This window comes from Streptomyces chrestomyceticus JCM 4735 (genome assembly GCF_003865135.1).
Lineage (GTDB): Bacteria > Actinomycetota > Actinomycetes > Streptomycetales > Streptomycetaceae > Streptomyces > Streptomyces chrestomyceticus.
The window spans coordinates 690,091-712,241 of the sequence record NZ_BHZC01000001.1; the positions used below are offsets into that span (position 1 = coordinate 690,091).

Annotated in this window: 23 protein-coding genes and 3 pseudogenes; 17 read left to right on the forward strand and 9 right to left on the reverse strand. The window is 71.6% G+C overall.

Annotated elements, in window-relative coordinates:
- Positions 1–22 precede the first annotated feature (22 nt).
- The 3 genes from EJG53_RS02950 (at position 23) to dctA (ending at position 3,554) form a co-directional block, all read left to right on the forward strand.
- Complete coding sequence (locus EJG53_RS02950) at positions 23–907, forward strand: LysR family transcriptional regulator (protein WP_125043450.1); 885 nt, start codon at positions 23–25, stop codon at positions 905–907.
- A 165-nt stretch (positions 908–1,072) separates the two neighbouring features.
- The gene (locus EJG53_RS02955) at positions 1,073–2,131 is read left to right on the forward strand and encodes a tartrate dehydrogenase (RefSeq protein ID WP_125043451.1); all 1,059 of its coding nucleotides are present in this window, start codon (positions 1,073–1,075) and stop codon (positions 2,129–2,131) included.
- Positions 2,132–2,201: 70 nt separating this feature from the next.
- Positions 2,202–3,554, forward strand: coding sequence for a C4-dicarboxylate transporter DctA (gene dctA / locus EJG53_RS02960; RefSeq protein ID WP_244954949.1), 1,353 nt, complete (start codon positions 2,202–2,204; stop codon positions 3,552–3,554).
- On the opposite strand, the gene EJG53_RS02965 is transcribed toward dctA, so the two are convergent.
- Positions 3,508–4,509, reverse strand: coding sequence for an SDR family NAD(P)-dependent oxidoreductase (locus EJG53_RS02965; protein ID WP_125043452.1), 1,002 nt, complete (start codon positions 4,507–4,509; stop codon positions 3,508–3,510). The two genes, dctA and EJG53_RS02965, sit on opposite strands and share 47 nt — an antisense overlap.
- Positions 4,510–4,714: 205 nt before the next feature.
- Here EJG53_RS02965 and EJG53_RS02970 point away from each other — a divergent pair, with 205 nt between their 5' ends.
- From EJG53_RS02970 to EJG53_RS02985, 6 genes and pseudogenes are all read left to right on the forward strand, one after another.
- Complete coding sequence (locus EJG53_RS02970; protein WP_125043453.1) at positions 4,715–5,521, forward strand: alpha/beta fold hydrolase; 807 nt, start codon at positions 4,715–4,717, stop codon at positions 5,519–5,521.
- Positions 5,518–6,846 carry a PP2C family protein-serine/threonine phosphatase gene (locus EJG53_RS02975; RefSeq protein WP_125043454.1) on the forward strand — a complete coding sequence of 443 codons (1,329 nt, stop codon included), beginning with the start codon at positions 5,518–5,520 and terminating at the stop codon, positions 6,844–6,846. The genes EJG53_RS02970 and EJG53_RS02975 overlap by 4 nt, the downstream gene beginning before the upstream one ends.
- Positions 6,843–7,181, forward strand: a complete 339-nt coding sequence (locus EJG53_RS02980) for an STAS domain-containing protein (protein ID WP_125043455.1) — start codon at positions 6,843–6,845, stop codon at positions 7,179–7,181. The genes EJG53_RS02975 and EJG53_RS02980 overlap by 4 nt, the downstream gene beginning before the upstream one ends.
- 166 nt (positions 7,182–7,347) lie before the next feature.
- Positions 7,348–7,470: a hypothetical protein gene (locus EJG53_RS43240; RefSeq protein ID WP_280526750.1), complete on the forward strand. Its 123-nt coding sequence runs from the start codon at positions 7,348–7,350 to the stop codon at positions 7,468–7,470.
- Between the two features lie 70 nt (positions 7,471–7,540).
- A pseudogene (locus tag EJG53_RS43790) lies at positions 7,541–7,828 on the forward strand (GMC oxidoreductase); the annotation flags it as partial.
- 228 nt (positions 7,829–8,056) lie between these two features.
- On the forward strand, positions 8,057–10,066 hold the full coding sequence (locus EJG53_RS02985) for a hypothetical protein (protein WP_167515267.1): 2,010 nt from the start codon (positions 8,057–8,059) through the stop codon (positions 10,064–10,066).
- A gap of 505 nt (positions 10,067–10,571) precedes the next feature.
- On the opposite strand, the pseudogene EJG53_RS42095 reads toward EJG53_RS02985, so the two are convergent.
- Positions 10,572–10,799: pseudogene (locus EJG53_RS42095) on the reverse strand (DUF5655 domain-containing protein); the annotation flags it as partial.
- Positions 10,800–11,181: 382 nt separating this feature from the next.
- Complete coding sequence (locus EJG53_RS43795) at positions 11,182–11,679, reverse strand: STAS domain-containing protein (protein ID WP_359131309.1); 498 nt, start codon at positions 11,677–11,679, stop codon at positions 11,182–11,184.
- Between the two features lie 128 nt (positions 11,680–11,807).
- Between EJG53_RS43795 and EJG53_RS03005 the strand changes: the two genes are divergently transcribed.
- The 4 genes from EJG53_RS03005 (at position 11,808) to EJG53_RS03020 (ending at position 13,940) form a co-directional block, all read left to right on the forward strand.
- A complete protein-coding gene (locus EJG53_RS03005; protein ID WP_125043458.1) occupies positions 11,808–12,275 on the forward strand; it encodes a DUF2867 domain-containing protein in 468 nt (155 codons plus the stop codon).
- A 95-nt stretch (positions 12,276–12,370) separates the two neighbouring features.
- A complete protein-coding gene (locus EJG53_RS43800; protein ID WP_359131431.1) occupies positions 12,371–12,673 on the forward strand; it encodes a zeta toxin family protein in 303 nt (100 codons plus the stop codon).
- Positions 12,577–13,098: a DEAD/DEAH box helicase family protein gene (locus tag EJG53_RS03015; RefSeq protein WP_125043460.1), complete on the forward strand. Its 522-nt coding sequence runs from the start codon at positions 12,577–12,579 to the stop codon at positions 13,096–13,098. The genes EJG53_RS43800 and EJG53_RS03015 overlap by 97 nt, the downstream gene beginning before the upstream one ends.
- Complete coding sequence (locus EJG53_RS03020) at positions 13,098–13,940, forward strand: zeta toxin family protein (protein WP_244955579.1); 843 nt, start codon at positions 13,098–13,100, stop codon at positions 13,938–13,940. The genes EJG53_RS03015 and EJG53_RS03020 overlap by 1 nt, the downstream gene beginning before the upstream one ends.
- On the opposite strand, the gene EJG53_RS03025 is transcribed toward EJG53_RS03020, so the two are convergent.
- Both EJG53_RS03025 and EJG53_RS03030 read right to left on the reverse strand, forming a co-directional pair.
- Positions 13,916–14,206, reverse strand: a complete 291-nt coding sequence (locus tag EJG53_RS03025; RefSeq protein WP_125043462.1) for a hypothetical protein — start codon at positions 14,204–14,206, stop codon at positions 13,916–13,918. The two genes, EJG53_RS03020 and EJG53_RS03025, sit on opposite strands and share 25 nt — an antisense overlap.
- Positions 14,207–14,317: 111 nt before the next feature.
- Positions 14,318–14,971 carry a hypothetical protein gene (locus tag EJG53_RS03030; RefSeq protein WP_125043463.1) on the reverse strand — a complete coding sequence of 218 codons (654 nt, stop codon included), beginning with the start codon at positions 14,969–14,971 and terminating at the stop codon, positions 14,318–14,320.
- Between the two features lie 77 nt (positions 14,972–15,048).
- Here EJG53_RS03030 and EJG53_RS03035 point away from each other — a divergent pair, with 77 nt between their 5' ends.
- Together EJG53_RS03035 and EJG53_RS03040 are read left to right on the forward strand one after the other, a co-directional pair.
- The gene (locus tag EJG53_RS03035; protein ID WP_307721667.1) at positions 15,049–16,146 is read left to right on the forward strand and encodes a hypothetical protein; all 1,098 of its coding nucleotides are present in this window, start codon (positions 15,049–15,051) and stop codon (positions 16,144–16,146) included.
- Between the two features lie 97 nt (positions 16,147–16,243).
- Positions 16,244–16,528 (forward strand): annotated as a pseudogene (locus EJG53_RS03040) (HNH endonuclease family protein); the annotation flags it as partial.
- 275 nt (positions 16,529–16,803) lie between these two features.
- On the opposite strand, the gene EJG53_RS03045 reads toward EJG53_RS03040, so the two are convergent.
- From EJG53_RS03045 to EJG53_RS03065, 4 genes are all read right to left on the reverse strand, one after another.
- A complete protein-coding gene (locus tag EJG53_RS03045; protein WP_125043464.1) occupies positions 16,804–17,295 on the reverse strand; it encodes an RICIN domain-containing protein in 492 nt (163 codons plus the stop codon).
- 343 nt (positions 17,296–17,638) lie between these two features.
- The gene (locus EJG53_RS03050) at positions 17,639–18,127 is read right to left on the reverse strand and encodes an RICIN domain-containing protein (protein ID WP_167515032.1); all 489 of its coding nucleotides are present in this window, start codon (positions 18,125–18,127) and stop codon (positions 17,639–17,641) included.
- 550 nt (positions 18,128–18,677) lie between these two features.
- The gene (locus tag EJG53_RS43245) at positions 18,678–18,809 is read right to left on the reverse strand and encodes a hypothetical protein (protein ID WP_280526751.1); all 132 of its coding nucleotides are present in this window, start codon (positions 18,807–18,809) and stop codon (positions 18,678–18,680) included.
- A 967-nt stretch (positions 18,810–19,776) separates the two neighbouring features.
- On the reverse strand, positions 19,777–20,718 hold the full coding sequence (locus EJG53_RS03065) for a LuxR C-terminal-related transcriptional regulator (protein WP_167515033.1): 942 nt from the start codon (positions 20,716–20,718) through the stop codon (positions 19,777–19,779).
- A gap of 353 nt (positions 20,719–21,071) precedes the next feature.
- On the opposite strand from EJG53_RS03065, the gene EJG53_RS03070 reads away from it, so the two are divergent.
- Together EJG53_RS03070 and EJG53_RS40545 are read left to right on the forward strand one after the other, a co-directional pair.
- Complete coding sequence (locus EJG53_RS03070) at positions 21,072–21,881, forward strand: helix-turn-helix domain-containing protein (RefSeq protein ID WP_125043467.1); 810 nt, start codon at positions 21,072–21,074, stop codon at positions 21,879–21,881.
- A complete protein-coding gene (locus EJG53_RS40545) occupies positions 21,878–22,027 on the forward strand; it encodes a hypothetical protein (RefSeq protein ID WP_154806353.1) in 150 nt (49 codons plus the stop codon). The genes EJG53_RS03070 and EJG53_RS40545 overlap by 4 nt, the downstream gene beginning before the upstream one ends.
- Positions 22,028–22,151: the final 124 nt, after the last annotated feature.

Below are 22,151 nucleotides of genomic sequence, written 5' to 3' on the forward strand. Positions count from 1 at the left end.
CCGTACGGGTGAGAATCGGCGGATGGACATCCGGCAGTTGGAGTACTTTCTCGCCATCGTCGACCAGGGCGGCTTCCACCGCGCCGCCACGGCCCTGTACGTCTCCCAGCCGTCGCTGTCGCAGTCGGTCCGGGCGCTCGAACGCGACCTGGGCACCGACCTCTTCCACCGCGTCGGCCGGCGGGCGGTGCTCACGGAGGCGGGGCAGGCCCTGATCGAACCGGCCCGGGCGGCGGTACGCAGCCTGGCCACCGCGCGGGCCAGTGTCGCGGCGGTGCACGAACTGCGTACCGGCCGGGTGGACGTGGCCGCCATGCCGTCCCAGGCCGTGGAGCCGCTGACCACGATGATCCGCGCCTTCAGCGGCCGCCACCCTGGGGTGTCCGTGGTCATCAAGGCCGCCTTCACCTCGCGGGACGTGGTCGAGATGGTCCGCACCGGCACGGTCGAGCTCGGACTGCTGGCCACCACGGGCCCGTTGCCGGACAAGGAAGTGGCGTCGCTGCCCGCCGGGGAACAGCGCTTCGTGCTCGTGGTGGCCCCTGACGGGCCGTTCGCCGGGCGGCACGAGGTGGCCTGCGAGGAACTGGCGGGACAGCGGCTGATCGTCGGCCAGCGGGGCACCGGGATGCGCGCCTACGTGGACGGCCTGCGCGAACGCGGTGTCACGTACACCGTCGCCGCCGAGACCGAGCACCGGGTCGCCCTGCTCCCCCTGGTCCTGGCGGGGGTGGGCTCGGCGGTGGTGACGGAGGCATGGCGGGCCGTGGCCGAACAGGCCGGCGCCCGGGTGCTGGACATCGCACCGCGGAGCACGCTGAACATCGGGCTGGTCAGCCGCCGTACGGGGCTGTCGCCCGCCGCAAGGGCCTTCGTGACGGCAGCGCTGCCCCGGGCCGGGCACTGACGGCCGGGCGCGCGCGGACACTGACGGCAAGGCGCAGCCGGGCCGCACGGGCACTGACGGCCGGGCGTTCACGGGCCCCCACCCCCCGCTGATAACCCCCGCTGATCAGCCAGATCGGAACTGCGTCTTGGACCGCCGACAGGCCCCGTTGCTGCAATCGGAGCCATGACGAACCACCGCATCGCCCTGATCCCCGGCGACGGCATCGGCACCGAGGTCCTGCCCCCGGCGCAGCAGGTGCTCGACGCCGTCGGCCGCCGCCACGGCTTCACGTTCTCCTGCACCTCGTACGACGACTGGTCCTGCGAACGCTATCTGCGGGAGGGCGCGATGATGCCCCCGGACGGCCTGGACCGGTTGCGCGACAAGGACGCCGTCCTGCTCGGCGCGGTCGGCCGCCCGGACGTACCGGACCATGTCTCGCTGTGGGGGCTGCTGATCCCCATCCGCCGCGGCTTCCGCCAGTACGTCAACCTGCGGCCGGTGCGCGTCTTCGAGGGCATCGACAGCCCGGTCCGGGGCGCGACGGCCGGAGAGGTGGACTTCGTCGTCGTACGGGAGAACGTCGAAGGCGAGTACAGCGAGATCGGCGGACGGCTGCACCGAGGGTTCCCCGAGGAGGCGGCCGTGCAGGAGTCGGTGTTCACCCGGGCCGGGGTGACCCGAGTGCTGGACTACGCCTTTGAGCTGGCGGCGAGCCGCGGGGGCAGACTGACCTCGGCCACCAAGTCGAACGGCATCGTGCACACCCTGCCCTTCTGGGACGAACTGGTGGCCGAGCGCGGCGCCGCGCACCCCGGAGTGGCCTGGGACCAGGAGCACATCGACGCGCTGGCCGCCAAGTTCGTGCTGGAACCGGCCCGGTTCGACGTGGTGGTGGGCTCCAACCTCTTCGGCGACATCCTCAGCGACCTGGCGGCCGCCGTGGCCGGCTCCATCGGCATCGCACCGGCCGCCAACCTCAACCCGGAACGCGAGTTCCCCTCGATGTTCGAGCCGGTGCACGGTTCGGCGCCCGACATCGCGGGGCGCGGTGTCGCCAACCCCCTGGGGGCGATCTGGTCCGCCGCCCTGATGCTCGACCACCTCGGACACCCCGGGGCGGCCAAGGACGTCACCGACGCCATCGCGGCGGTCCTGGCCAAGACGGACATCCGCACGCCCGACCTGGGCGGCACCGCCACGACAGCGGAGTTCACCGAGGCCCTCCTCGAACTCCTCTGAACCGGCCGCCCCTCCCCCGTCCCCCCACCCCGCGCCCGGCTGTGTCCGTCCCCCGACGAGGTGATACGCCATGGCACCACCCGAGTCCGCCGTGCCGGCCGGGCCACCGGCCAAACCCTGGTACCGGCAGCTCTACTTCTGGGTGCTGACCGCCATCGTCACCGGCATCGCGACCGGCTGGCTGTGGCCGGCGGCCGGGGCGGCGCTGGGGCCGGTCGGCACCACGTTCGTGGCCGCGATCAAGATGCTGATCGCGCCGATCGTCTTTCTGACGGTCGTGACCGGGATCGGCAGCGTCGACAGCCTCGGCCGGGTGGGCCGCGTCGGCCTGAAGTCGCTCGCCTACTTCCAGGCGGGCACCCTGCTCGCCCTCCTCCTGGGGCTGCTCGCCGTCAACGTCTTCCAGCCCGGGGTCGGTGTGCACGCCGACCCCGGCGGCCTGCGGCTGGAGGGCGACGCCGCCCGGTACGCGGACCGCGGGTCGGGCCAGAGCTGGTGGCACTTCCTCACCGACCTGGTGCCCAGCAGCGCGGTCGGTGCCTTCGCCGAGGGCAATGTCCTCCAGGTCATCTTCTTCTCGGTGCTCTTCGGGGTCGCCCTGAAGACCGTGGGCCCGGCCGGGCAGCCGATCGTGGACGGGGTGGCGCGGCTCGGCACCGTGGTGTTCAAGATCCTGCGCTACGTGATGCTGGCCGCCCCCGTCGGCGCGTTCGGCGCGATGGCGTACACCATCGGCACGTACGGCATCTCCACCCTCACCAGCCTCGGCCGGCTCATCGCCCTCTTCTACGGCACGTCGCTGGTCTTCGTCGTCGTGGTCCTGGGCGGTGTCACCGCGCTGCTGCGGATCAGCTTCTTCCGGCTGCTGCACTACCTGCGCGAGGAGTTCCTGCTGGTCCTGGGCACCTCGTCGTCCGAGAGCGCCCTCCCCCGGCTCATGATCAAACTGGAAGGGCTCGGCATCCGCCGCGACATCGTCGGCCTGACCGTGCCCACCGGCTACTCCTTCAACCTCGACGGCAGTTCGATCTATCTCTCGCTGGCCGCCGTCTACATCGCCCAGGCCACCGACACGCCGCTCGGCCTGGGCCAGCAACTCGGGCTGCTCGCCGTCATGCTGCTGACCTCGAAAGGCTCCGGCGGCGTGACGGGCGCGGGCTTCATCGCCCTGGCCGCCACCCTCTCGACCGTGGGGACCGTGCCCGCCGCCGGCATCATGCTGATCTTCGGTGTCGACAAGTTCATGTCCGAGTGCCGCGCCCTGACGAACCTCGCCGGCAACAGCGTCGCCACCCTCGTCGTCGCCCGCTGGGAGCGCGTCCTCGACAGCGCGCGGGTCAACGAAATCCTGCGCGCCGAGAGGACCGCCCGGCCGCTCACCCGAAGCCCAGACCCGGCTCCGAGCCGATCAGCGCACAACTGACGTCCCACAACCGCTCCGCGACGGCGGTGTCCTTCAGGTGGTCCCACACCGGCTCCCTACGGGGCTCCCCGCGCAGTCCGAAAACCCGCGGGCCCCACAGTTGGCCGCCGGTCGCCGACGGGTCGAGCACGGCCCGTACGACCGGCCAGGCACCGGCGTCCTTGCCCTGGACGAGGAGACCGGCGGGCAGCCCGCGCAGCCGCTCACCGGAGGTCCGTACGTGCACCGGCGGACGTGACGGCGTCAGGGAGTCCAGCGCGCCGCCGGGGTGGGCCACCAGGCTGCGTACGGGGCTGCCGGCCACGCGCAGGCGCCGGTCGAGGGTGAGACCGAAGTACATCTGCGCCAGCTTCGACCGGCCGTAGGTCCGCTTCGGGCGGTAGTCGTCCCCGGCGGACTGCAGGTCGGCCAGGTCGAGCCGCTCGGTCTTCGCCGCGAAGCTGCCGACGGTCACGACGCGGGCGGCCGGCGCGGCCGCGAGCAGCGGGGCGAGCCACCGGGTCAGGGCGACATGGCCGAGGTGGTTGGTCCCGAACATCAGCTCATGGCCGTCCTCGGTCACCCGCCGGGGCGGGTCGTCGAGGGCCACCCCGGCGTTGTGGACCACCGCGTCGAGGTGGTCGAGGGCGAGCGTGCCGGGCACGGCTTCGAGGGACGGCAGGTCGGCCAGGTCCATCGGGACGTGGCGGACGCGGGCGCCGGGGACGCGGGCGCGGACGCAGTCCGCGGCGGCCGCCGCCTTCGTACGGTTCCGGCTGCCGAGGACGACGGTGGCCCCGGTTCCGGCGAGCTGTTCCGCCACGAAGTAGCCGATGCCCGCGTTGCCGCCGGTGATCAGGAAGGTCTTGCCCTCGGCGGACGGCAGCCGGTGCACGTCCCACGGCGGGGACGGGGACCGGCGCGGGGGCCGGGGCTCGGCGGTGGAACGGGCAGAAGGCTGGTCGCGGTCAGACATCGTGACTCCTCGATCGCGTGTGGCGGGCCGCCGTGGCGGCGGGTGCCCCGGCCGTCCGCTGCGGCGCCGGGCCATCCCGTACGCCAAGATCGCGGCGGCCTCCGACAGGTCACCGACACCCCGCCGACACGGCTCCCGTACGGCTCCGGCGCCCCGCCGCCGGGGGCGCTCCGGGCCGGTCGTGGGGAATGCGAGGATGGGCCGTATGGACATCCTGCGCAGGAACAACGTCACCGTCACCGGTAACCCGGACGGGCCGGTGGTGATGCTGGCGCACGGCTTCGGCTGTGACCAGAACATGTGGCGTCTGACCGTGCCTGCCCTGACCGATGCCTACCGGGTGGTGCTGTTCGACTACGTCGGCTGCGGCCGCTCCGACCTGTCGGCGTTCCAGGAGAACCGTTACGCCTCCCTCGACGGCTACGCCCGGGACGTGCTGGAGGTGGCCGAGGCCCTCGACCTGCGCGACGCCGCCTTCGTCGGGCACTCGGTCAGCGCCATGACCGGTGTGCTCGCCGCCCGGCGGGCCCCGGAGCGCATCGGCTCCCTGGTGATGATCGCGCCGTCCCCGCGCTACATCGACGACGAGGGCTACCGGGGCGGCTTCACCGCCGAGGACGTCGACGAGCTGCTGGCCTCGCTGGACGCCAACTATCTGGGCTGGTCGGCCGCCATGGCCCCGATGATCATGGGCAACGCGGACCGCCCCGAGCTGGGCGACGAGCTGACCAACAGCTTCTGCGCGACCGACCCCGACATGGCCCGGGTCTTCGCCCGTACCACCTTCCTGTCCGACTCCCGCGACGACCTGAAGACGGTCGAGGTGCCCACCCTGGTGCTGGAGTGCGCCCAGGACGTGATCGCCCCGCGCGAGGTCGGCGCGTACGTGCACGCCCAGGTCCCCGGCTCGACGCTGGTCACCCTCGACGCCACCGGCCACTGCCCGCACCTGTCCGCGCCCCAGGCCACCACCGAGGCGATCACCGGCTTCCTGGCGGGGCTGCGGTCATGAGCCACGCCGGACAGGACGGGCCCGACCCGTACGGGACGGGCGGCGACAGCACCACGGACGCCGCGTTCGCGGCACTGCTGGAGGACAGCGCCGAGGAGCTCTACGACTCCGCCCCGTGCGGCTACGTCTCGACGCTGATGGACGGCACCGTCGCGAAGATCAACGCGACGCTCCTGGACTGGCTCGGCCTGGCCCGCGAGGCGGTGGTCGGGCGGATGCGGTTCACCGACCTGCTCACCGTGGGCGGCAAGCTCTACCACGAGACGCACTTCGCCCCGCTGCTGCGGATGCAGGGCGAGATCAACGGCATCGCGCTGGAGCTCCGGCGCGCCGACGGCCCTCGGATACCGGTCCTGGTCTCCTCGACCGTCAAGTACGGCAGCGAGGGCGAGCCGCTGCTGATCCGTACCACCCTCTTCGACGCGCGGGACCGCCGTGCGTACGAGGAGGAGCTGCTGCGGCGGCAGCAGGAGGCGGAGGAGGCCCGCAAGCGGGCGGAGGCGGACCGCGCGCGGCTGCAGGAAGCGCTGGCCGTCCTCCAGCAGAGCCTGCTGCCCACGGTGCTGCCCGACATACCCGGCCTGGAAGTGGCCACGTACTACCACACCGCCTCCCCCGACCGGCTCGGCGGCGACTTCTACGACCTGTTCGCCCTGGACGGCAAGCGCTGGGCGTTCTTCCTCGGGGACGTCAGCGGCAAGGGGCCCAGGGCCGCCGCCCTGACGTCGCTGACCCGCTACACCCTGCGTGCCGCCGCCCTGCACGATCCGGATCCGGTGGCGACCCTGGCCACCTTGAACACGGTCCTGCACGAGCGGTACAGCGGCGGCGACCCGCGCTACTGCACCGCCATATTCGGCGTGCTGGAGCCCGACTCGGACACCGGAGAGGTGGCCGTACGGATCGCCTCGGGCGGCCACCCTCCGGCGCTGGTCCTGCGCGCGGACGGTACATGCGACTTCCTGCCCACCCCGGGCGGGCTGCTCGTCGGCATCCTGCCCGACCCCCGGTTCGCCACCGCCACCACCACCCTCGCGCCGGGCGACAGCCTGCTGCTCTACACCGACGGCATCACCGAAGCCCGTACGGGCCCTGACCGCGCTCTGTACGGGGACGACGCCCTGCGCGCGTTCGCCGCCGGGCACAGCGGGTCGTCACCGCACACCGTGATCCAGGCGCTGACCGGACTGCTGGACAGCTTCGGTGACGGCTTGGACGACGACACCGCCCTGCTCGCCCTCGGCGTTCCGGCCGGCGCCAGCCCTGACGCCTCCGCCGCTGCGCCTGCACCCGCCCCTGCCCCTTCGACCCCATTCCAGAGATGAGCCCACTGAAGATAACCCCCCGAGACGCCGCGACCGGTCCTGTACTGGAGATCGCCGGGGACCTCGACTACGACCACGCCGACGAGCTGCGCTCCGTCGTCTCCGGCCTCACGCTGGAGCCCGGCCAGCGCTTGGTGCTCGACCTGCGGGCGATGGAGTTCTGCGACTCCAGCGGCATCACCGCCCTCCTGGCGGCCCGGCACCACGCGATCGCCGCCGAGGCGGACGTCGCGCTGGCCGCCGTACCCGCCAACACGCTGCGGATCCTGCGCTACGTCGGCCTCGACCAGGTCTTCACCTGCCACCCCGACAGCGAGGCGGCAACCGCGCCTTGATGGGGGGCTTTTCCGGTGTGTGACGGGCGTTCGCCTCGTTGTGGAGGGCTGGTGGGCCGGGTGCGGGCCGCTGGGCCGGGCGGGGTCGCCGCCGAGGCCGGCGAGCTGGCCGCGGACACGCTCGACGGTTCGTACCGTTCCCGCAGAGCTCCCGCTGTCGCTCGCCGTGGCCGTACTCCTCGGCCTCCTCTCCACGCGGGTCGATCCGGTGGCGGCGTTCGGCTGCTTCACGGAGCAGACCGTGTGGGACGTCGGCCGACGCGACATCACGGCGTTGCCCGTCGGCTAGGCACTGACCGGCTACGACGGGCGCGCCGACTTCAAGGGCTACTACCAGGGACGCAAGGAGGCCGCCGGACATGCGCGATGTCATCGTCGTCGGTGCGGACGGCGGCGGTCCGGGGGTCGCCAAGGAACTCGCCGAACGCGAACTGGAAATCCTGCTGTTGGAGGCCGGCCCCCGGCACGCCCACCCGCGCGAGGAATGGACGCATTCGTGCGTGCACTGCTCCATGCGTACGGGACTGGGCCCCCGCGACTCCGTGCCGGACGCCGACTGCCGCAGCCAGGCCGTCGACCGGCTGTACGTCGCCGACAACTCCGCCCTCGCCAACTCCCTTGGCAGCCCCAACCCGACCCCGACCACACAGGCCCTCGCGCCCCGCACCGCCAACCGCGTCTTCAGGCAGCTCTCCGGCGGGGACCCCTGGGTCCGTACCGGCTCCCGCGTGGAATCGACCGACGTACGCGTCAGCCACCGTCTCCCCGAACTGGGCCTGCAACCGCCCGACCTGCGCGGTGACCCCATCGGCGTTCACTCGTTTGAAGGAGGTAGGTGCCCTGCTGCCCTCAGCCTTCGGGAGGCGCTCCGCCCCATGGTCACGTCGCAGCGCCGCTCTCCGGACGGCTGTGAACGGATGACGCTCCACGAAGCCGAGGCCGGCCTCGTCGAGCACTACACCGCTCTGGTCCGTCTCGCCTACCTCACGCTGCCGCCGTCGCTCAGCAGGCATCGCAGAGTGCTGACGGCCCACGGCCTGGTGCAGCGCGCGCTGCCCGGCTTCGAGCTCCGCAAGAGCGCCCCGCGGGTCCCGGCCCAGCGCCCGGGGCCGGCGCGGCCAGGACCCGAACGGCTCGGGCCGGCGTGGGTACGGGAGCGGGTGCTGCGCGCGGCGCTGGCGTACGAGCGCCGGCCGCGCAGGTGGCCGAAGAGCCTGCCGCCGCCGCGCGCGTTGCGGCCCATGCTGCCGGTGGTGTGGGGTCTGCGGCTGTTCCCACGCGCGGGCGGGCGAGAGGAGATCGCCCTGGGGCAGGCGCTGTCCGGACTGTCCGCCGACGTCCGCGCGGCCTTCGTGCTCTCCCGGGCGGACGAGCTGCCCGACGCCCAGGTCCGGGCGCTGCTCGAAGCCGCCGGCGCCGGCCATCCGGACCGGTCCCTGCGGGTCGCGCGACAGCTCGACGCCCCGGCCGTGGCCGCCGCCCAGACGCTGCTGCGGTCGGCGGAGTTCAACGCGTGCTCGGTGCAGACCCGGCCCACCGACCTGCTGCGCCGCAGGCAGCGGTACCGTCTCGCCGGGGCCGTGGCCGCGGTGGTGGCGGTCGGCGCCCTGGTCCTGACCGCCACCGGCTCGGCACCGGACCAGCGGCTCGTACGCCCGGCCGTCGGCCAGGTCACCGCCAAGGGTCTGGTACGGACTCCCCGCACAGAATGGGCCGACACCTCCCGGGTCGACTTCACCACCTGGCCGCCCCGCGGAGGACGGGCCGGGGACCGGGGCCTTCTCGACCGTGCCCTCGCGACCTGGTCACGGCCACCGCGCGGCACCCGCATCAGCCGTACGCCCGGCACCTTCACGGGCCCGCCCCCGTACGGTACGCAACTGTTGTACGCGGGAGAGGTGGACGGCGCCGCCGTGGTACTGCTCCACGACGGCCTCCGTACCGTCCGCTACAGCCAGCCCCTCTCCCCCGGCGGCCACGCCACCCTCGACTTCGCCCGTACGGACAGCAGCGACGTGACAACGGCCGCCGCACTCGTCGTCAGCCGGACGCACGGGGCCGCCCGCTACCTGACCGCCCCGTGGATCGCCGCTTCAGCAACACGCGATCTGCTGCGGCCCGAGGCGCCCGCACGACCGGTACGAGTCTCGGCCGAAGGCATCACCGAACCGCTGCCCAGCCCCGACACATCCGGCCCCTCCGCGTCCAGCCCCTCCGCGACCGGCCCCGCCCCATCCGGCCCGTGCGCTTCCTGGCCCGCGCTCCAACTGCGCTCCTCGGCCCGCATCGACGAGCAGGACACCTTCCTCGTCACCGACCTGGGCGGCCTCGTGCCCGCCCACCTGACCCACACTCCCCTGCCTGGCGGCGCCGGCCCGTCCCGGCAGCCCCACGAGGCCACCGGCACGGCCGCACTGGCGAGCTGGGCACGCACGGCCTGCCACCTGGCCGGCCTGCCCGAGGGCGTACGCGCCATCGACGTATGGGACTTCGCCGGGCACCCCCTTCCCGAGCGAGCCGGCCGGGCCGTGTGGTCCTGCGTCCGGGCCGACACCTGGCACGGCCCGGGCGAGGTGACCGTACGGTTCACGGCCCCCGGCGCGGCACCACGGGTGGTGGCCCGGGAACGCGCGACCGCGGCGTGCAGCCGCTTCGGACCGCAGGTGCTCGCGAGCGCGGACTGGCGGGCGCGGTCCGGCCATACGTACCTGCTGGCCGCGGGCAGCCGGGCGGTCACGGGCATCGAGGTGGCGGGCGCGGTGCGGGCTTCGCAGAAGGGGCGGGTTCTCGCAGTGCGGGCCCCGGCGGGTGTACGGGCGCAGGCCAGCGCGCGCCTGGCCGGGGGCGGGACACTGGCCGAGGTCGGACGTTACGCGGAGGACTGACGGGGCGTTGCGGGGCGGGGCGGCGCTGCTGCTGGAGCCGCCGGTGCCCCGCTCCCGGCCCCGCTCCGCCCGGGTGGCGGCCTCCGGGACGCGGTGCGGCGGCTCCGATGCGTGCGCCACCCCGCCGAGACCCGCACCGGCCACACCGCCGCCCACGCCTGTCCGTTTCCCGCAGTTTCCGGCACCTCGCGGCAGTTGCCCGCAGGCAACCGCCGCGCCGATTTCCCATCCGTCTCCCAGACGATCACGCCGCACCGACACGAGACCGCCCACCACCGAGGCGCACCAGGCCCCCCGCACCGCCCCACACAGCGCGCCACGTCCCCGACGGAACCGCCCCTTCCCCGTCGCAGAGGCGCCGGGAAACCCACCTGCCGCGTCCCGGCCGCCCGCCGGCTCAGGGAAGGAACCCGCCACGACAGGGCCCGCACCCCCTGCACCGACCGGACCGCAGCAGAACCGGACCGCCTTCACTCCCGACGCAGGGGTGTACCGAGAGAGCGGCGGCCCGACCTGCCGCCAGCCGCGCCGAGTAGAACAGGCCCTGGTTGATCACGCCCGCATCCGTGCCGCGCCCGTGCTCCACGACCACCGGAGCATCGTTCTCATCCAGGCCCAGCGAGTCGATCCGCCCACCGTGCACCGGCCCGGTGCTGTACTCGCTCGCAAGGAACCAAACGCCCAGCATCGTCCCCATGTGCGCCTGCACCACGTCGAGTTCCCGCGCTGACACCGCACGGAGGTGCCACGCCCCCGCGGCGCCCGGCGACGGAGGTGAAGCGAGGGCGGACTCGATGGACGCGGTCCGCGGCGCCGCCGGACCTGGGGAGGATGTCGGGCCACCCGACTCCTGGGGAACCGACCCAGTCGGAGCGGCTGAGGGCGTGGTCGCACACGGCCTGGTTCAGACCCCGTTTCGAGGGGTGCACGCGCCCGCGGGGAGCCCGCAGCTCAGGCGGTGCCTACGTCGCACCGCGGGGCAGCGGTGGGAGGCCGGAGCCGGTCCAGCGCGGAATGCTGCCCACCGCCCGGCCTCACGTCCGTCGTTCACCGGCGCGACGGCGCACAGCAAGGGCGTTCGTACGCGGAACGCCCCGGCGGCCGGCATCGGAGGGTTACCCGGCTAGGGCTTCGGCCGGCGTGGCGACAGGGTGGGACAGACCACGGGTGCGGGTGGCCCTCATGAGGCTAGCGATGCGCCCGTCGCCGCACCCCACCTCCATCCGGCCCCGGCCCGGTACCGACCGGTGGCGGGCATCCAGCAGGACTTCCGGCCCCGAGCAGTCGCAGAAGGGCACCGGGCACAAGTCGACGAGCAGGACGGCGCCGGGCTCGGCGAGGTGCTGCAGGTGGGCGCGGACGGCGGGAGCGGCCCACATGACGATCTCCCCGTGGAGTTCGATCACGCTGGCCTGCTGCAGCCGGTAGGTGCGGACCGACGGGCAGTCCTCAAGGCGGCCTGGCGGGTGTGAGACCGCGGCGAGCGGTCGGCTGGAGTCCGGGTCAGGTCGGCTTCGGCAATGGTGCGTCCGGTACGGGCCGCATCCCGGGCGGGGCCCTCGCCGAGGCGTACTGCAGGTCATCCAGCGGCGGCCCGAGCAGGCCCGCCGCATCGTCGCTCAAGACGCGTTCCAAATGGCCGCGGCACCGGAGGCCGTCACTGTCGGCCAGCGCATACGCCCCTGCCGCCGGACGGGATCAAGCAGGCCCAGGCGGCCCCACGCTTGCCTACAATCCGCCCATGTCCCTTTCGCGCCCGTTGCCCGTTCACCGCACCGCAGTTGACCCTGCCGGTGCCCACTATGCGTCGGCGTTCACGGCACCCGTTGCGGGCCTGCCGCCGCTGTCGCCCGACGCATGGGCCCGGATCGTCTTCGAAGAGGCCCCCGTCGCCCTGCAGCGATGCCTGTATGCCGCGTGGCGGGGCGGGCTCGGCCTGCGATTGGGCCCCCGCAGCGCACGCCGGCACGTGCTGGGCTGGCCCATCACGGCCACCGGCCCCGACTCGATCACGTTGGAGGCGCGTTCGCCGCTGCTGACCGCCCGCAACGTCCTCTGCGTCGGCGGCTCGTTCGTGACCTGGTCGACCTTCGTGCACGCCACCGGCCGCACCGGCCGAGGCGTGTGGGCCGTGGCCGCTCCTCTGCACCACCAGGCTGTTCCGCTTCTCCTGAAGCGTGCGACCCGCAAGGCAGCCGCGCGGGCTTGACACGTTCACCGTGCGGGGTCGTTCCTGGCACTCCTGGTCGCCGGAGCTGGCTCCAGACCCCCTTGTCCGCCGACGACCGGCGGGCCGGGGTTGCGGTGCGTACGGACACCCGCCGCCGCCAGGAAGAGGTGGAGGCGTACGTTCGGCGCCACCGGCTGGACGCCGTGGTGGAAACCGCGCTGGCCGATCCGGACGCGTTCCGCACCGCGGCCGCGGCCTACCGGGCGGCCGGCCACCGCATCGAGGTCGCCGTGCTGGCCGTGCCGGAGGCGGTCAGTCAGCTCAGCGTGCTGGAGGGTACGTGGGCCAGGCCGAAGCCGCCGGCGCGGGACGTTACGTATCCGTCGCCTCCCACGACCTGTGCAGCCGCGCCCTGCTGGGCACCCTTCGCGTCATAGAGGCCGAGGGCCTGGCGGACCGCATCACCGTCTTTCGCCGCGACCGTGAAGTACTGGCCAGCACCGAGCCGAACGGCGTGGCCCGCGGCGGTGAAGGGGCCACGGCGGTGGTGGCCGCGGAGCGGTTACGGCCCTGGACCGCGCGCGAGACCCAGACGTTCCGTCAGGCGATGTCCAGGGCCCAGCAGCGGGTGCACCCCGAGCGGATCTCCCGTGAGCGGCACCTGGCGGTGGCGCAGGGCGTCGAGCGGGCCTTCGCCCTGTCCGAGCCGGTGCGCCGGATCGCCCAGGTCTGCGAGGAGCCGCCGGGCGTCGACTACCACCGCCTGTCCCACGACGAACACCACTGGATCTTCAACGAGCTGATCACCCCGGGCTATCTCGCGACATCGTCCCCCAGGAGCAGCCCGTCGCCGTGTACGTGATGGGCCGGCCGGGCGCGGGCAAGACCGGAGCGGCCACCCTCGTCCGGCACGCTCTGCGGGGTCGGCATCCGGTGCGGCTCTCCGGCGACGACTTCGTGGCGATGCACCCGGACTACCACCAGCTGCTGAAGGACAGCCCGCGCGGCGCGGGCGCGGCGAGCCGCGCGGACTACCGGGCCTGGATGGCCGAGGCCGAGGCGTACGTACGCCGGCGCCGCGGTGACCTGGTCATCGAGATGGCACCGGGCAGTCCGGAGGATTTCCTGCGCAGCGCGATCCCGGCCGCGCAGACCGGCTACCGCGTCGAGGTCGTGCTGCTGGGGGTACGCGCGGCCGACAGCCGCCAGGGCACCGCCCACCGCTACCCCCAGACGCTCCGGCACGGCCTGCCGGGCCGCTTCATCTCCCGGCACGGACACGACCGCTGCTTCACGGCCCTGGCCGACGTCGCCCGGACCGCCGAGACTCACCCGGCGGTGGACTCGGTCCTGGTCCTGCGGCGCGACCACACCGCGATCCACCGCAGCGATCACGCCCCGAGAGGGGCCTCGGCGGGCCCGGGGCGCGCGGCCGCGGCCCTGGCGGCGGAATGGCAGCGGCCCTACACCGTGCGGGAAACCGCCGGCTTGCTGTCCGCCCACCGCGTGCTGCGGGCCGCCTTGCCGCAGTACTTGCCGCAGTACCGGGACGAACTGGCCGACATCCTGGCCCTGGCCTGGCCGCTGATGCCCACGCACCTGCAGCCGCCCCGGCTGCCGTCCCCGGCCGGGCTCGTAGGGCTGACCCTGCCCGCACCGCGCGCCGAGCGGGCTGCGGATTACTCGGTGGTCAGCCGGGCGTGAAGTGCCGCACAGCGCGCCGCGCTCTGCTCCACCTCGGCCGGGCCGAGCTCTGCTGACCGCAGCCGCTGCTGGTCGGCGATGCAGGCCCGCTGGCCTTCCATCAGTTGCGCAAGCCGTGCTTCGTCCGGGGCCGTGGCCCGGCGCCCGGCCAGGATCCGTTCGGTGTACAGGGCGATCACCTGGCGCACGAGAGCGTGCACCGCACCGGCATCGGCTGGCTGGCGCCCGCCCCCGGCCGGGGAGGGGCTGGCGGGTTCGTCGGGCACAGGACCACCTTCACATGCGGGAATGACTCCGCCATTGCCCAAGGAGAGACTGTTCTTGAGTCAGCTCGGGAGTGGTCCACGAGATCCTGTTTGCCGGTGGCGGCAGCCCCGTCAGCTCCCCTCAGGAGCAGGCTGGTCCGGATGAGCGCTGAGCCACTGCTGGAGTTCGCGATGGCGGAACTGGTAAGCGGTGCCTGACAGGCGCATCAGCCCGGCGGCACAGCACCAGTCGAGGAAAGCACCCAGGCGCCACGGCAGTTTCCCCCGGGCGCAGATCAGGAAGACCGCATAGCGGCGGAGGGGGGCAGCCCTGACCAGTGTGAAAGCCAGCCCGATGGCCAGTCCGACGGCCACCCCGCTGAAGGGGGCCAGGCTGACGGGGACCAGGTCGAATGCAGCTTCCTTGAGCCCTCCGAAAAGGGCGGTGTCTTCGGGCCACCAACGGGGGAGAATCCGGCTCGCGTACCGACCGGGCGTCGCGGTGCCCTTGTGCCCTACACCAGGGATGAACAGTAAGAGAGTCCCGACCAGAGCGCCCGAGAAACCGCTCGCGATCCCGGCCATGGCGGCGTGCGGCAGGACCTTTCGCATGACGCTGCGCGGTGTGGCCGTCGCGGCGGGTTCACCGGACGCCCCGTCCACGAGTCCGCCGAGGACGCCGCCCACTATCCCGCCCATGCAGCCGAGCACGAGTCCGACCAGCGGCATGACCAGCGGGCCCGGGACTTTGCCCATGCCGAGAAAGCCCAGCTTCAGTGTCACCATGCTGTCGAGAGGGCCATTCCCTATCGCCAGAGCCCGGCGGCCTGGCCGGCCGGTTCGGCAAGGCGCTGCCGCAGCAGATGCAGTCCGCGCTCGGCGACGCGGCGGCCGCCCTGGCGCTGCCGGGCTCCGTGGCCACCGCGATCGGGCAGGTGACCGGTGCGCTGGTGCGGGCCTTGCGCGAGCGCCGCCAGACCGTACGGGCGCTGGCCGGCTGCGCGCGCCTGGCCGACCTGCTGGAGACGGAGCCGGACCTGGAGGCGCTGTCGCACTACCCGCACTTGCTGACCTACGAGTTCGCCCGGCTGCCCGTGGACAAGGCCGTGGTCCCGGTCGTGCTGCTGGACACCTTCGAGGACACCGGGGACCGTACGCACCGGGACCTGGAGCGGCTGATCCAACGGGTGGTGTGGCTGATGCCCAACGCCTTCTTCGTGATCGCCGGGCTCAGCCGGCTGCAGTGGGCCGATGCGGCCCTGGAGGGCCAGCTCGACTGGACCGGCCCGCAGGCGTGGCCCGGCCTGGACGCCCCGGCCGTCCCGCATGCCCGCACCGCTCCCGGTGGCGTCGGCCGTACTGCGCGGCAGTTGCTGATCGGCGACTTCTCGCCCGAGGACTGCGACGACTACCTCGCCCGCCGCCTCACCCGCGACAACGAGCCGCTGATCGGCGCCGGACTGCGGCAGGTCAGCACCCGCCGCTCCCACGGCCTGCCCCTGTACCTGGACCTCGCGGGGCTGCGGTTCCTGGAGTTCCGCCGCGGCGGCCGCACCCCTGAGCCGGCCGACTTCGAGTACGACTTCCCCGCCCTGATCGCCCGCACCATCCGCGACCTACTCCCCGACGAGCGCCACGTCCTGCGCTCGGTAGTGCCTTGTCCTCGCCGCCGGCCTTTCCGGCGATGCTCGCACGGCGTTGCTGGGGCTGATGGCCGGTCCGGACGCGGTGGTACGGAAGACCGTCTGCCGCGTGGTTGCCGAGGGCAGGGACCGCGATCCCGTGTTCGCGGGCGCCATGGCAGCTGTGCTGGACGACACGGATCGTCTGGTCCGGCTGACTGCCGTCTACGGACTTGCCCTCCACAACAACGAACGGTGCGTGGAAGCAGCACGCTTTCTCGGCCCGCCGCAGCGCGGTTCCCTGGAAGAGGAGGGCTACCTCGACGCGGTGTGGCGTGACGAATGGCGCCGCGACGGCCGCTGGACGTCCCCGCCTGTGCCTGTCAGCTGCTCCGGAGCCGGGAATACCGCACAGTTCGAATGACGCTCCCCGCCGGCTGGAGCCTCGCAGTGGACTGCGGCACGCCGCGAGGCATACGCCAACGACCTGGGCACCGACCGGTCGCTGGTGGCGGTCACTGCGAAGACCAACCGGTCCAAGGCCGGCCAGGGTCCGGCGAGCTGGCTGCCGCCGCTGGCCGATGCGCACTGTACGTACGCCGCCGACTGGGTCAGCACCAAACTCCGCTGGTCGCTGACCGTCGACCGCGCCGAGCGGGACGCCCTGCGCCGCCTGGCCGCGGGCTGCGGCCACACCCCCGTCGAAGACCAGCCCATCTAGGCCCCGCGCCCCGCCGCTACGGCAGCGGCGGGGCGCGGCCAGCGTCTGTCCGTACGCCGGCAGTGTGGGACTACGGCATGGCGAAGCCCCACCAACTTGGCGGGTTGGTGGGGCTTTTGCATCTGTCCTCGTCGCGGGACTTTCGTATCGCCTGCGCGGCGCGATGCCCGGTGACAAGCTCTGCGTTACTGCGGGACCTCTACGCTGGCCGGCCCTGTCGCCACGGGTGCGTGGGCTTCAGGACGCTACCGAATGAGATGACCTCTTCGGTCTGTCTACTGGATCCACCACCGCATGTACGGGTTGCCCGTGCCCCAGGGGCTCGTGTAGGCCTGGCCCTTGGCATTTGAATCCAGCGCCCTGCCATTGTAGACGCTTTTAATGATCCACGCCCCGTTGTAAGCACTTTCGGTCCACTTTTGGATATTATGGTCCGAGCATGGAGCAGTTATAACGCCATCACCGCTGTTGGCTTCGAGGCACCTGTTGGTCTGTACGTTCCTCAGCCGGAACTCATCTCTCGAAGCGTCGTAGAGGTAGCTCCACTGCTGGTAGGCGTTGTGCTTGTCCCAGGCGCAGTCTTTCGTGTAGACGTTGCCCTTGGCGTCGGAGTCCAGGCAAAGCCCCGTCTGCTCGTTCCTGAGCTGGTTTCCCACCGCCTGGATTCCGGCTTCGGCGGCGCTCGCGCTGCTGGGCATGCCGGCCAGCAGCATGGCGCTCGCTCCCAGGGCTGCTGCCAGTCCTGAAAGAACGGTTCGCTTGTTCATGACGTAACCTTTCGTGAATTCACTGAAGAACTGTTTCCGTATCGATTTTTTCGCCGGTCACCCGGCCGGGCGATCTAGGTGGGCGAGCTGAAATACGGGTGAGCTGTCTCCGGTACCGAGGTGGGTCCGTCCGAGCCGCTGCGGACCACATTCGGAATCGGCGCGGCTGATTTCCGGCAGTCCGGTCCGGCCGAGACCCGGACCGGTCACACGCCACCCCTTGGTCGGAACTCACCCCTGACGCCGACCGTGAGAATGGTGAGAGGCGGACCGAAGTTCCGGGGGGGAGCTCACGAACCGGGCTCAGACTGCGGAGACGTGCCTGGCAGGTGCATGGGCCTGCCTACCACTGCCACCACTGCATGTACAGGTTGCCCGTGCCATAGGGACTCGTGTAGAGCTGGCCCTCGTGATTTGAATCCAGCGCCCTGCCGTTGGCGGCGCTCTTGAGAATCAGCCTCTCGCCGTCGAGGTGCTCCCAGGTCCACTGATGGGACGACGGCGGATAATTCGAGCACTGCTCGGTACTGACAGCGTCGCCGCCGCCGACTCCCAGGCACCTGAGAGTTTTCTCGTTCCTCAGCACGTAGCCGTCAGACTTCCAGACCAGGCTCCACCTCTGGTACGGGTTGTCGTTTCCACAGGATTTCGTGTAGGCGTTGCCCTTGGCGTCGGAATCCAGGCAAAGCCCCGTCTGCACGTTCTTGAACTGGCGTCCCGCCGCCTGGGTTCCGGCTTCGGCGGCGCTCGCGCTGCTGGGCATGCCGGCCAGCAAAATGGCGCTCGCTCCCAGGGCTGCTACCAGCCCTGAAAGAACGGTTCGCTTGTTCATGAGGAAACCTTTCGTAAATTCACTGAAGAATTTTTTCCGTGCCGGTTTTTCCCGTCGGTGCCGACCGTGTGAGTGCATCGGGCAGCCGGCACCAGCCGCCTAAGCGTGTGGCACATCACGCCACTGCCACAGCGGGCGCCCCTCACCCTGTTGTGCGGACCTAACGGTTATCTAACGTCGATCCAACGTCGGCACCCAGGCGCCCCTCTCGCTCCGCCCGGCTGCACGGCCCACCGGCAGGTGAGTTTCCCGCGCGCTAAAACCGAAGACGGGCCCCGGGCCCACCCCCTCGGCGGAGAACAACCGCCGCAGACCCGGACCGAAAGGCACGCGATGTTCGCGCGGACCCTCCCCGGAGCTGGCCTCCCGCCTCCTGCGGATAGCCATCAGCGGAGTGGAACCACGGACGTAGTCCCGGCTTCGCTGGCACCTGCCCGTCATGGCGATGACGGCAAGCCGCCAGGTCCACAGCCGACCGACTTCGAGTTCCATGCCGTGTTCGGTCATCATCATGCCGATCGCCGCACCGAGCCCGAGCGGCTCGCGGCCGTCATCGGCGTACGGCGGTGCCGGTGCGCCGCTTCGGCTTCTTCGTCTGGGCGACGCTGTTCTTCTTCGCTGTTTCCCGGGCCGCGACCAGGGCCTGGCGGGCGAGGCCGACGCCGCTCAGCTCGCCGGTCATTCGCTCACCGCCCCGCCGGGGGCGCCGTCCAGCGGGCGCGCGGCGAGGCCGGGCGGCCGCTCCGTCCCCGACGCGGCCCCCCCGGGCCGGGCCGGCGGACCGCTCGTGCAGCTGCTCCAGCCGCGTCGCCAGCAGGTACTCGGCTACGCACTCCCTCGCCGTGCCGGCGGCCGTCGTCGCGGCGGCGACGGCGTCCGCGCGGTCGGGTTGTGCCGGAACCAGGGGCGCCCCTGCTCGGACCGGAACGCTCGCCGGGCCTCGGCTTCGGCCTCCTGCGTACGGCCCAGCACCGCCAGGGCGTCGGCCTGGTACTCGCCGACGGCCTGCTGCGCGGCCTGCAACGCGGTGAACGCGGACGCGTCCGCAGCAGCCTGCGGAATCGGCCTCCAGGGCGGCTACCCCGGTGATCGCCAGCAACTCCTGCCACGCGGTGACGCTGTCACCGATAGCCGTGCGGGCCCCGGCGACGCAGGCCGCGATGCTGCCCGCATCGCTCAGATCGGCGGACCCGGACGCCGCCAGAAGACCGGCCTCACCGATCAATGCCTCAGTCTGACGGCGGTGGTCGCACGCCTCGCACAGCCCGGCCGCCCGACCGCGCCCGCAGTCCTCGCACGCCAGCGCCTGGCGGACCACGTCGGCGGCCGCGGCCTGACACTCGCGGTCCGCCTGCTCGGCTGCTGCCACACGGACCGCATCGCACCGGGCCCGCTCCGCGCGGGCCTGCTCCGCGCGGGCCTGCTCCTGACGCCACGCGAGGCCCTCCGCCTAGATGGCCGCGTGCTCGCGCAGCCGCTGCTGCGAGGACGCGGCGGCGCTCGCCGTCAGTCAGGCCGGGCAGCTCCCGGTCGATGTCCGCGCCGATCCGGGCGCGGCGGGCCCGCCGCCTCAGCGCTGCCATGCAGGTTTCCGAGCCGCCCGCGGCGTACTCAAGGCGGCTCGCTCTCGTGTGCTCTTGCCTGCTCTTTCAGTCCTTCAGGAGGCCACGCTCACTGACGAGGTAACCCGCGTGCATGCGGGTCTTCGCGCCCAGCCGCCGCATGATGACTTCTATGTGGCGCTGGCAGGACCGCAGGGACATGTTCAGTCGTCGCGCGATCACCCGGTCCTCGACACCTTGCACCATGAGACGCAAGATGGTGCGCTTGGTGCTTTCGGAAATCTCGTCCACCACCTGGCGCTCGCAGGAGGTGCTGAAGGTGATGCCCCGGGTCCACGCCCGCTCGAAGGCGGCGACCGCGAAAGAAACCACGGCGGAGTCCCTCACCAGCACGATCCCGTCTGAACGCGTGTGATCGGGAAACACCGCCACTTGCCCGTCGAAAACGATCAGTGGCATGAAGCTGTCACTCCGGGTGCGGTACGACGTGTTGCGCTGCGCCTGGTCCTGCATGCGCTCGGTGAGGTCCCGCCGGAAGCGCGCCGTGTGCGGGAACAGGGTGCGGACCACGACATCCGCACTGAGCACGGACTTGCCGCCTGAATGGAAATATGGCATGGCCGCGACAGCGGCGGACACGTCCGGCTCGGAGAGCAGGATCTCCGAGCGGCAAGATGCGGCCAACTGCAAGGTCAGCTCGGCTGCTTGGGACGGCGAGGTGATGACCTCCACGGTTGCGGGTCCCGCGCAGCACGCGGTTCTTTCCCGGTAGACGCTCGTGAGCTCGTGGAGCACCGCACTGATGCGGTCGACCTCGTGGTGCCGGCGCTCGATATCGCGCCGCAGCGGTCCGACGAGTTCGACTCGCGCCGTCTCAGGTGACACTGCGCAGTAGTGCGCGGGCGACGTGGAGTCGGCACGAACCAGATGCAGCCGAAGCAACCTGACAATCGACGTCTCAATCTCCTGCTGCTGCCGTCCGGTCCCTGATGCGATTTCCCTGATGGAGCATTGAGCGACCCCGGCCATCCAGCTATAGATCTCGCGGTCCTCACTGCGGAGAAGAGCCGTCTCGGGCTCCGTGGACCGCGATCTGAGTGAACCCTCGTCATGTATGACGCGCGACGCAGTAGGCACGGTGGAATCCCTCATTCTACCGCCGGGCGGAAATACGACCACCTGGCTGGCGTTCTCTTGACGGGCCGGAAGCTTAACCTATCCGTGTCACCGGAACCGGGATACGCCTCGCCCCGGCACCTATGCCTCCTCATGACCGCAGCGTGCCCGGTAGCCGCCCTTACCTTCGATGCCGCGGCGCGTGGCTCGCTCACCTCCGGCGGACGTGCAAAACCTTCGCACCAAGAAATGGAACTGTCACACTCGTGCAACGCGTAACTCTTTGTGTCGACGACTTGGCGCGCACCAGAATCATCGGCACACTTGGCCGACACGTCGAGGCGATATTCGCAGTGGATGCCCTGCGTAACACGAAGAGCGACTTCCTGCGGGCTTGGCGCCGCGAAGTGCTCGTGAAACTAGCGCAACCAGGAAAGGAGATTGCACAGGCCCGGCGGCTGGCACGAGTGAGTGGCGGCTCCCGGGAGGTCCTGTCCGCCTGGTCGAGCGTCGCAACGGCGCCGGGTACGGCCCACTCCGGCACCCCGGGTCTGCAGAGAGCACATTTAACAGCAGCCATTGAAGAGATGTGCCAGGTGGCCGTGCGGCCCCACTGGAGGCGCGTTCATGCCCACCTCGCCTCGGCCCAGGACTTCCGCCGGGACGCCATGTGCCGTGACGGAATCGAGGCCCTGCTGAACGGCCTGGGCCCGGACATACGTTGGAACGCGCCCGTGCTGGAAATCCACTCCGCGGGCATGAAACATGTGAAGCCGAACGGGCGTGGACTGCTGCTGTCCCCCTCGCTCTTCCTTCAGGGGGGCGCCGCGGTGCTTCCGTCGCTCCCGGGCCGGGCGGGGAGCAGCCCGGTCTTGATCTTCCCTGACCGCCCAAGTGGCCATCACTGCTCACTTCTGGACGAAGGGCGCTCATCCTTGGCCGCCACAAGCCGCCTGCCGCAAGAGAGCCTGGCGGCCCTGCTGGGCAGGACTCGGGCCGCCATTCTTCATGCATTGCGTGACGGCTGCACCAACAGTGAACTCGCCGAGAAACTGGGGTCACCCCGGGTGCGGTGAGCCAGCACACCGGCACGCTGCGAGCTGCCGGACTGATCTCGACCCGCCGCAGCGGCGGCGGTCGTGTCGTGCACACCGTCACCACGCTCGGTCGCCACCTTCTGCACGCCGGTCCGGAGCCTGCCGAACTGTGTGATGTCACGTGACAGACGGCTCGTCGACCGATTCTCCCATGACACCCGTCTGGTTCCGCCAACGGATTCCTGCACTTTCCTTGCGCCTGCCTGCGCCGTCAGCCGCTGTGCGCCTCCTATTTAGCTGACACTAAAA

What these genes read in the sequence shown, in the direction of transcription:
- EJG53_RS43795 (WP_359131309.1), bottom strand. Translation starts at nt 11,679, where the DNA reads ATGCGGCGGGCCTGCTCGGGCCGCCGCTGGATGACCTGCAGTACGCCT.
- EJG53_RS02985 (WP_167515267.1), top strand. Translation starts at nt 8,057, where the DNA reads ATGGTCACGTCGCAGCGCCGCTCTCCGGACGGCTGTGAACGGATGACG.
- EJG53_RS03065 (WP_167515033.1), bottom strand. Translation starts at nt 20,718, where the DNA reads ATGGCCGGGGTCGCTCAATGCTCCATCAGGGAAATCGCATCAGGGACC.
- EJG53_RS03020 (WP_244955579.1), top strand. Translation starts at nt 13,098, where the DNA reads ATGGGCCGGCCGGGCGCGGGCAAGACCGGAGCGGCCACCCTCGTCCGG.
- EJG53_RS02965 (WP_125043452.1), bottom strand. Translation starts at nt 4,509, where the DNA reads ATGTCTGACCGCGACCAGCCTTCTGCCCGTTCCACCGCCGAGCCCCGG.
- EJG53_RS03050 (WP_167515032.1), bottom strand. Translation starts at nt 18,127, where the DNA reads ATGAACAAGCGAACCGTTCTTTCAGGGCTGGTAGCAGCCCTGGGAGCG.
- EJG53_RS43245 (WP_280526751.1), bottom strand. Translation starts at nt 18,809, where the DNA reads ATGACCGGCGAGCTGAGCGGCGTCGGCCTCGCCCGCCAGGCCCTGGTC.
- EJG53_RS02980 (WP_125043455.1), top strand. Translation starts at nt 6,843, where the DNA reads ATGAGCCCACTGAAGATAACCCCCCGAGACGCCGCGACCGGTCCTGTA.
- dctA (WP_244954949.1), top strand. Translation starts at nt 2,202, where the DNA reads ATGGCACCACCCGAGTCCGCCGTGCCGGCCGGGCCACCGGCCAAACCC.
- EJG53_RS03005 (WP_125043458.1), top strand. Translation starts at nt 11,808, where the DNA reads ATGTCCCTTTCGCGCCCGTTGCCCGTTCACCGCACCGCAGTTGACCCT.
- EJG53_RS02975 (WP_125043454.1), top strand. Translation starts at nt 5,518, where the DNA reads ATGAGCCACGCCGGACAGGACGGGCCCGACCCGTACGGGACGGGCGGC.
- EJG53_RS02970 (WP_125043453.1), top strand. Translation starts at nt 4,715, where the DNA reads ATGGACATCCTGCGCAGGAACAACGTCACCGTCACCGGTAACCCGGAC.
- EJG53_RS02955 (WP_125043451.1), top strand. Translation starts at nt 1,073, where the DNA reads ATGACGAACCACCGCATCGCCCTGATCCCCGGCGACGGCATCGGCACC.
- EJG53_RS03045 (WP_125043464.1), bottom strand. Translation starts at nt 17,295, where the DNA reads ATGAACAAGCGAACCGTTCTTTCAGGACTGGCAGCAGCCCTGGGAGCG.
- EJG53_RS02950 (WP_125043450.1), top strand. Translation starts at nt 23, where the DNA reads ATGGACATCCGGCAGTTGGAGTACTTTCTCGCCATCGTCGACCAGGGC.
- EJG53_RS03035 (WP_307721667.1), top strand. Translation starts at nt 15,049, where the DNA reads ATGCAGTCCGCGCTCGGCGACGCGGCGGCCGCCCTGGCGCTGCCGGGC.
- EJG53_RS03030 (WP_125043463.1), bottom strand. Translation starts at nt 14,971, where the DNA reads ATGGTGACACTGAAGCTGGGCTTTCTCGGCATGGGCAAAGTCCCGGGC.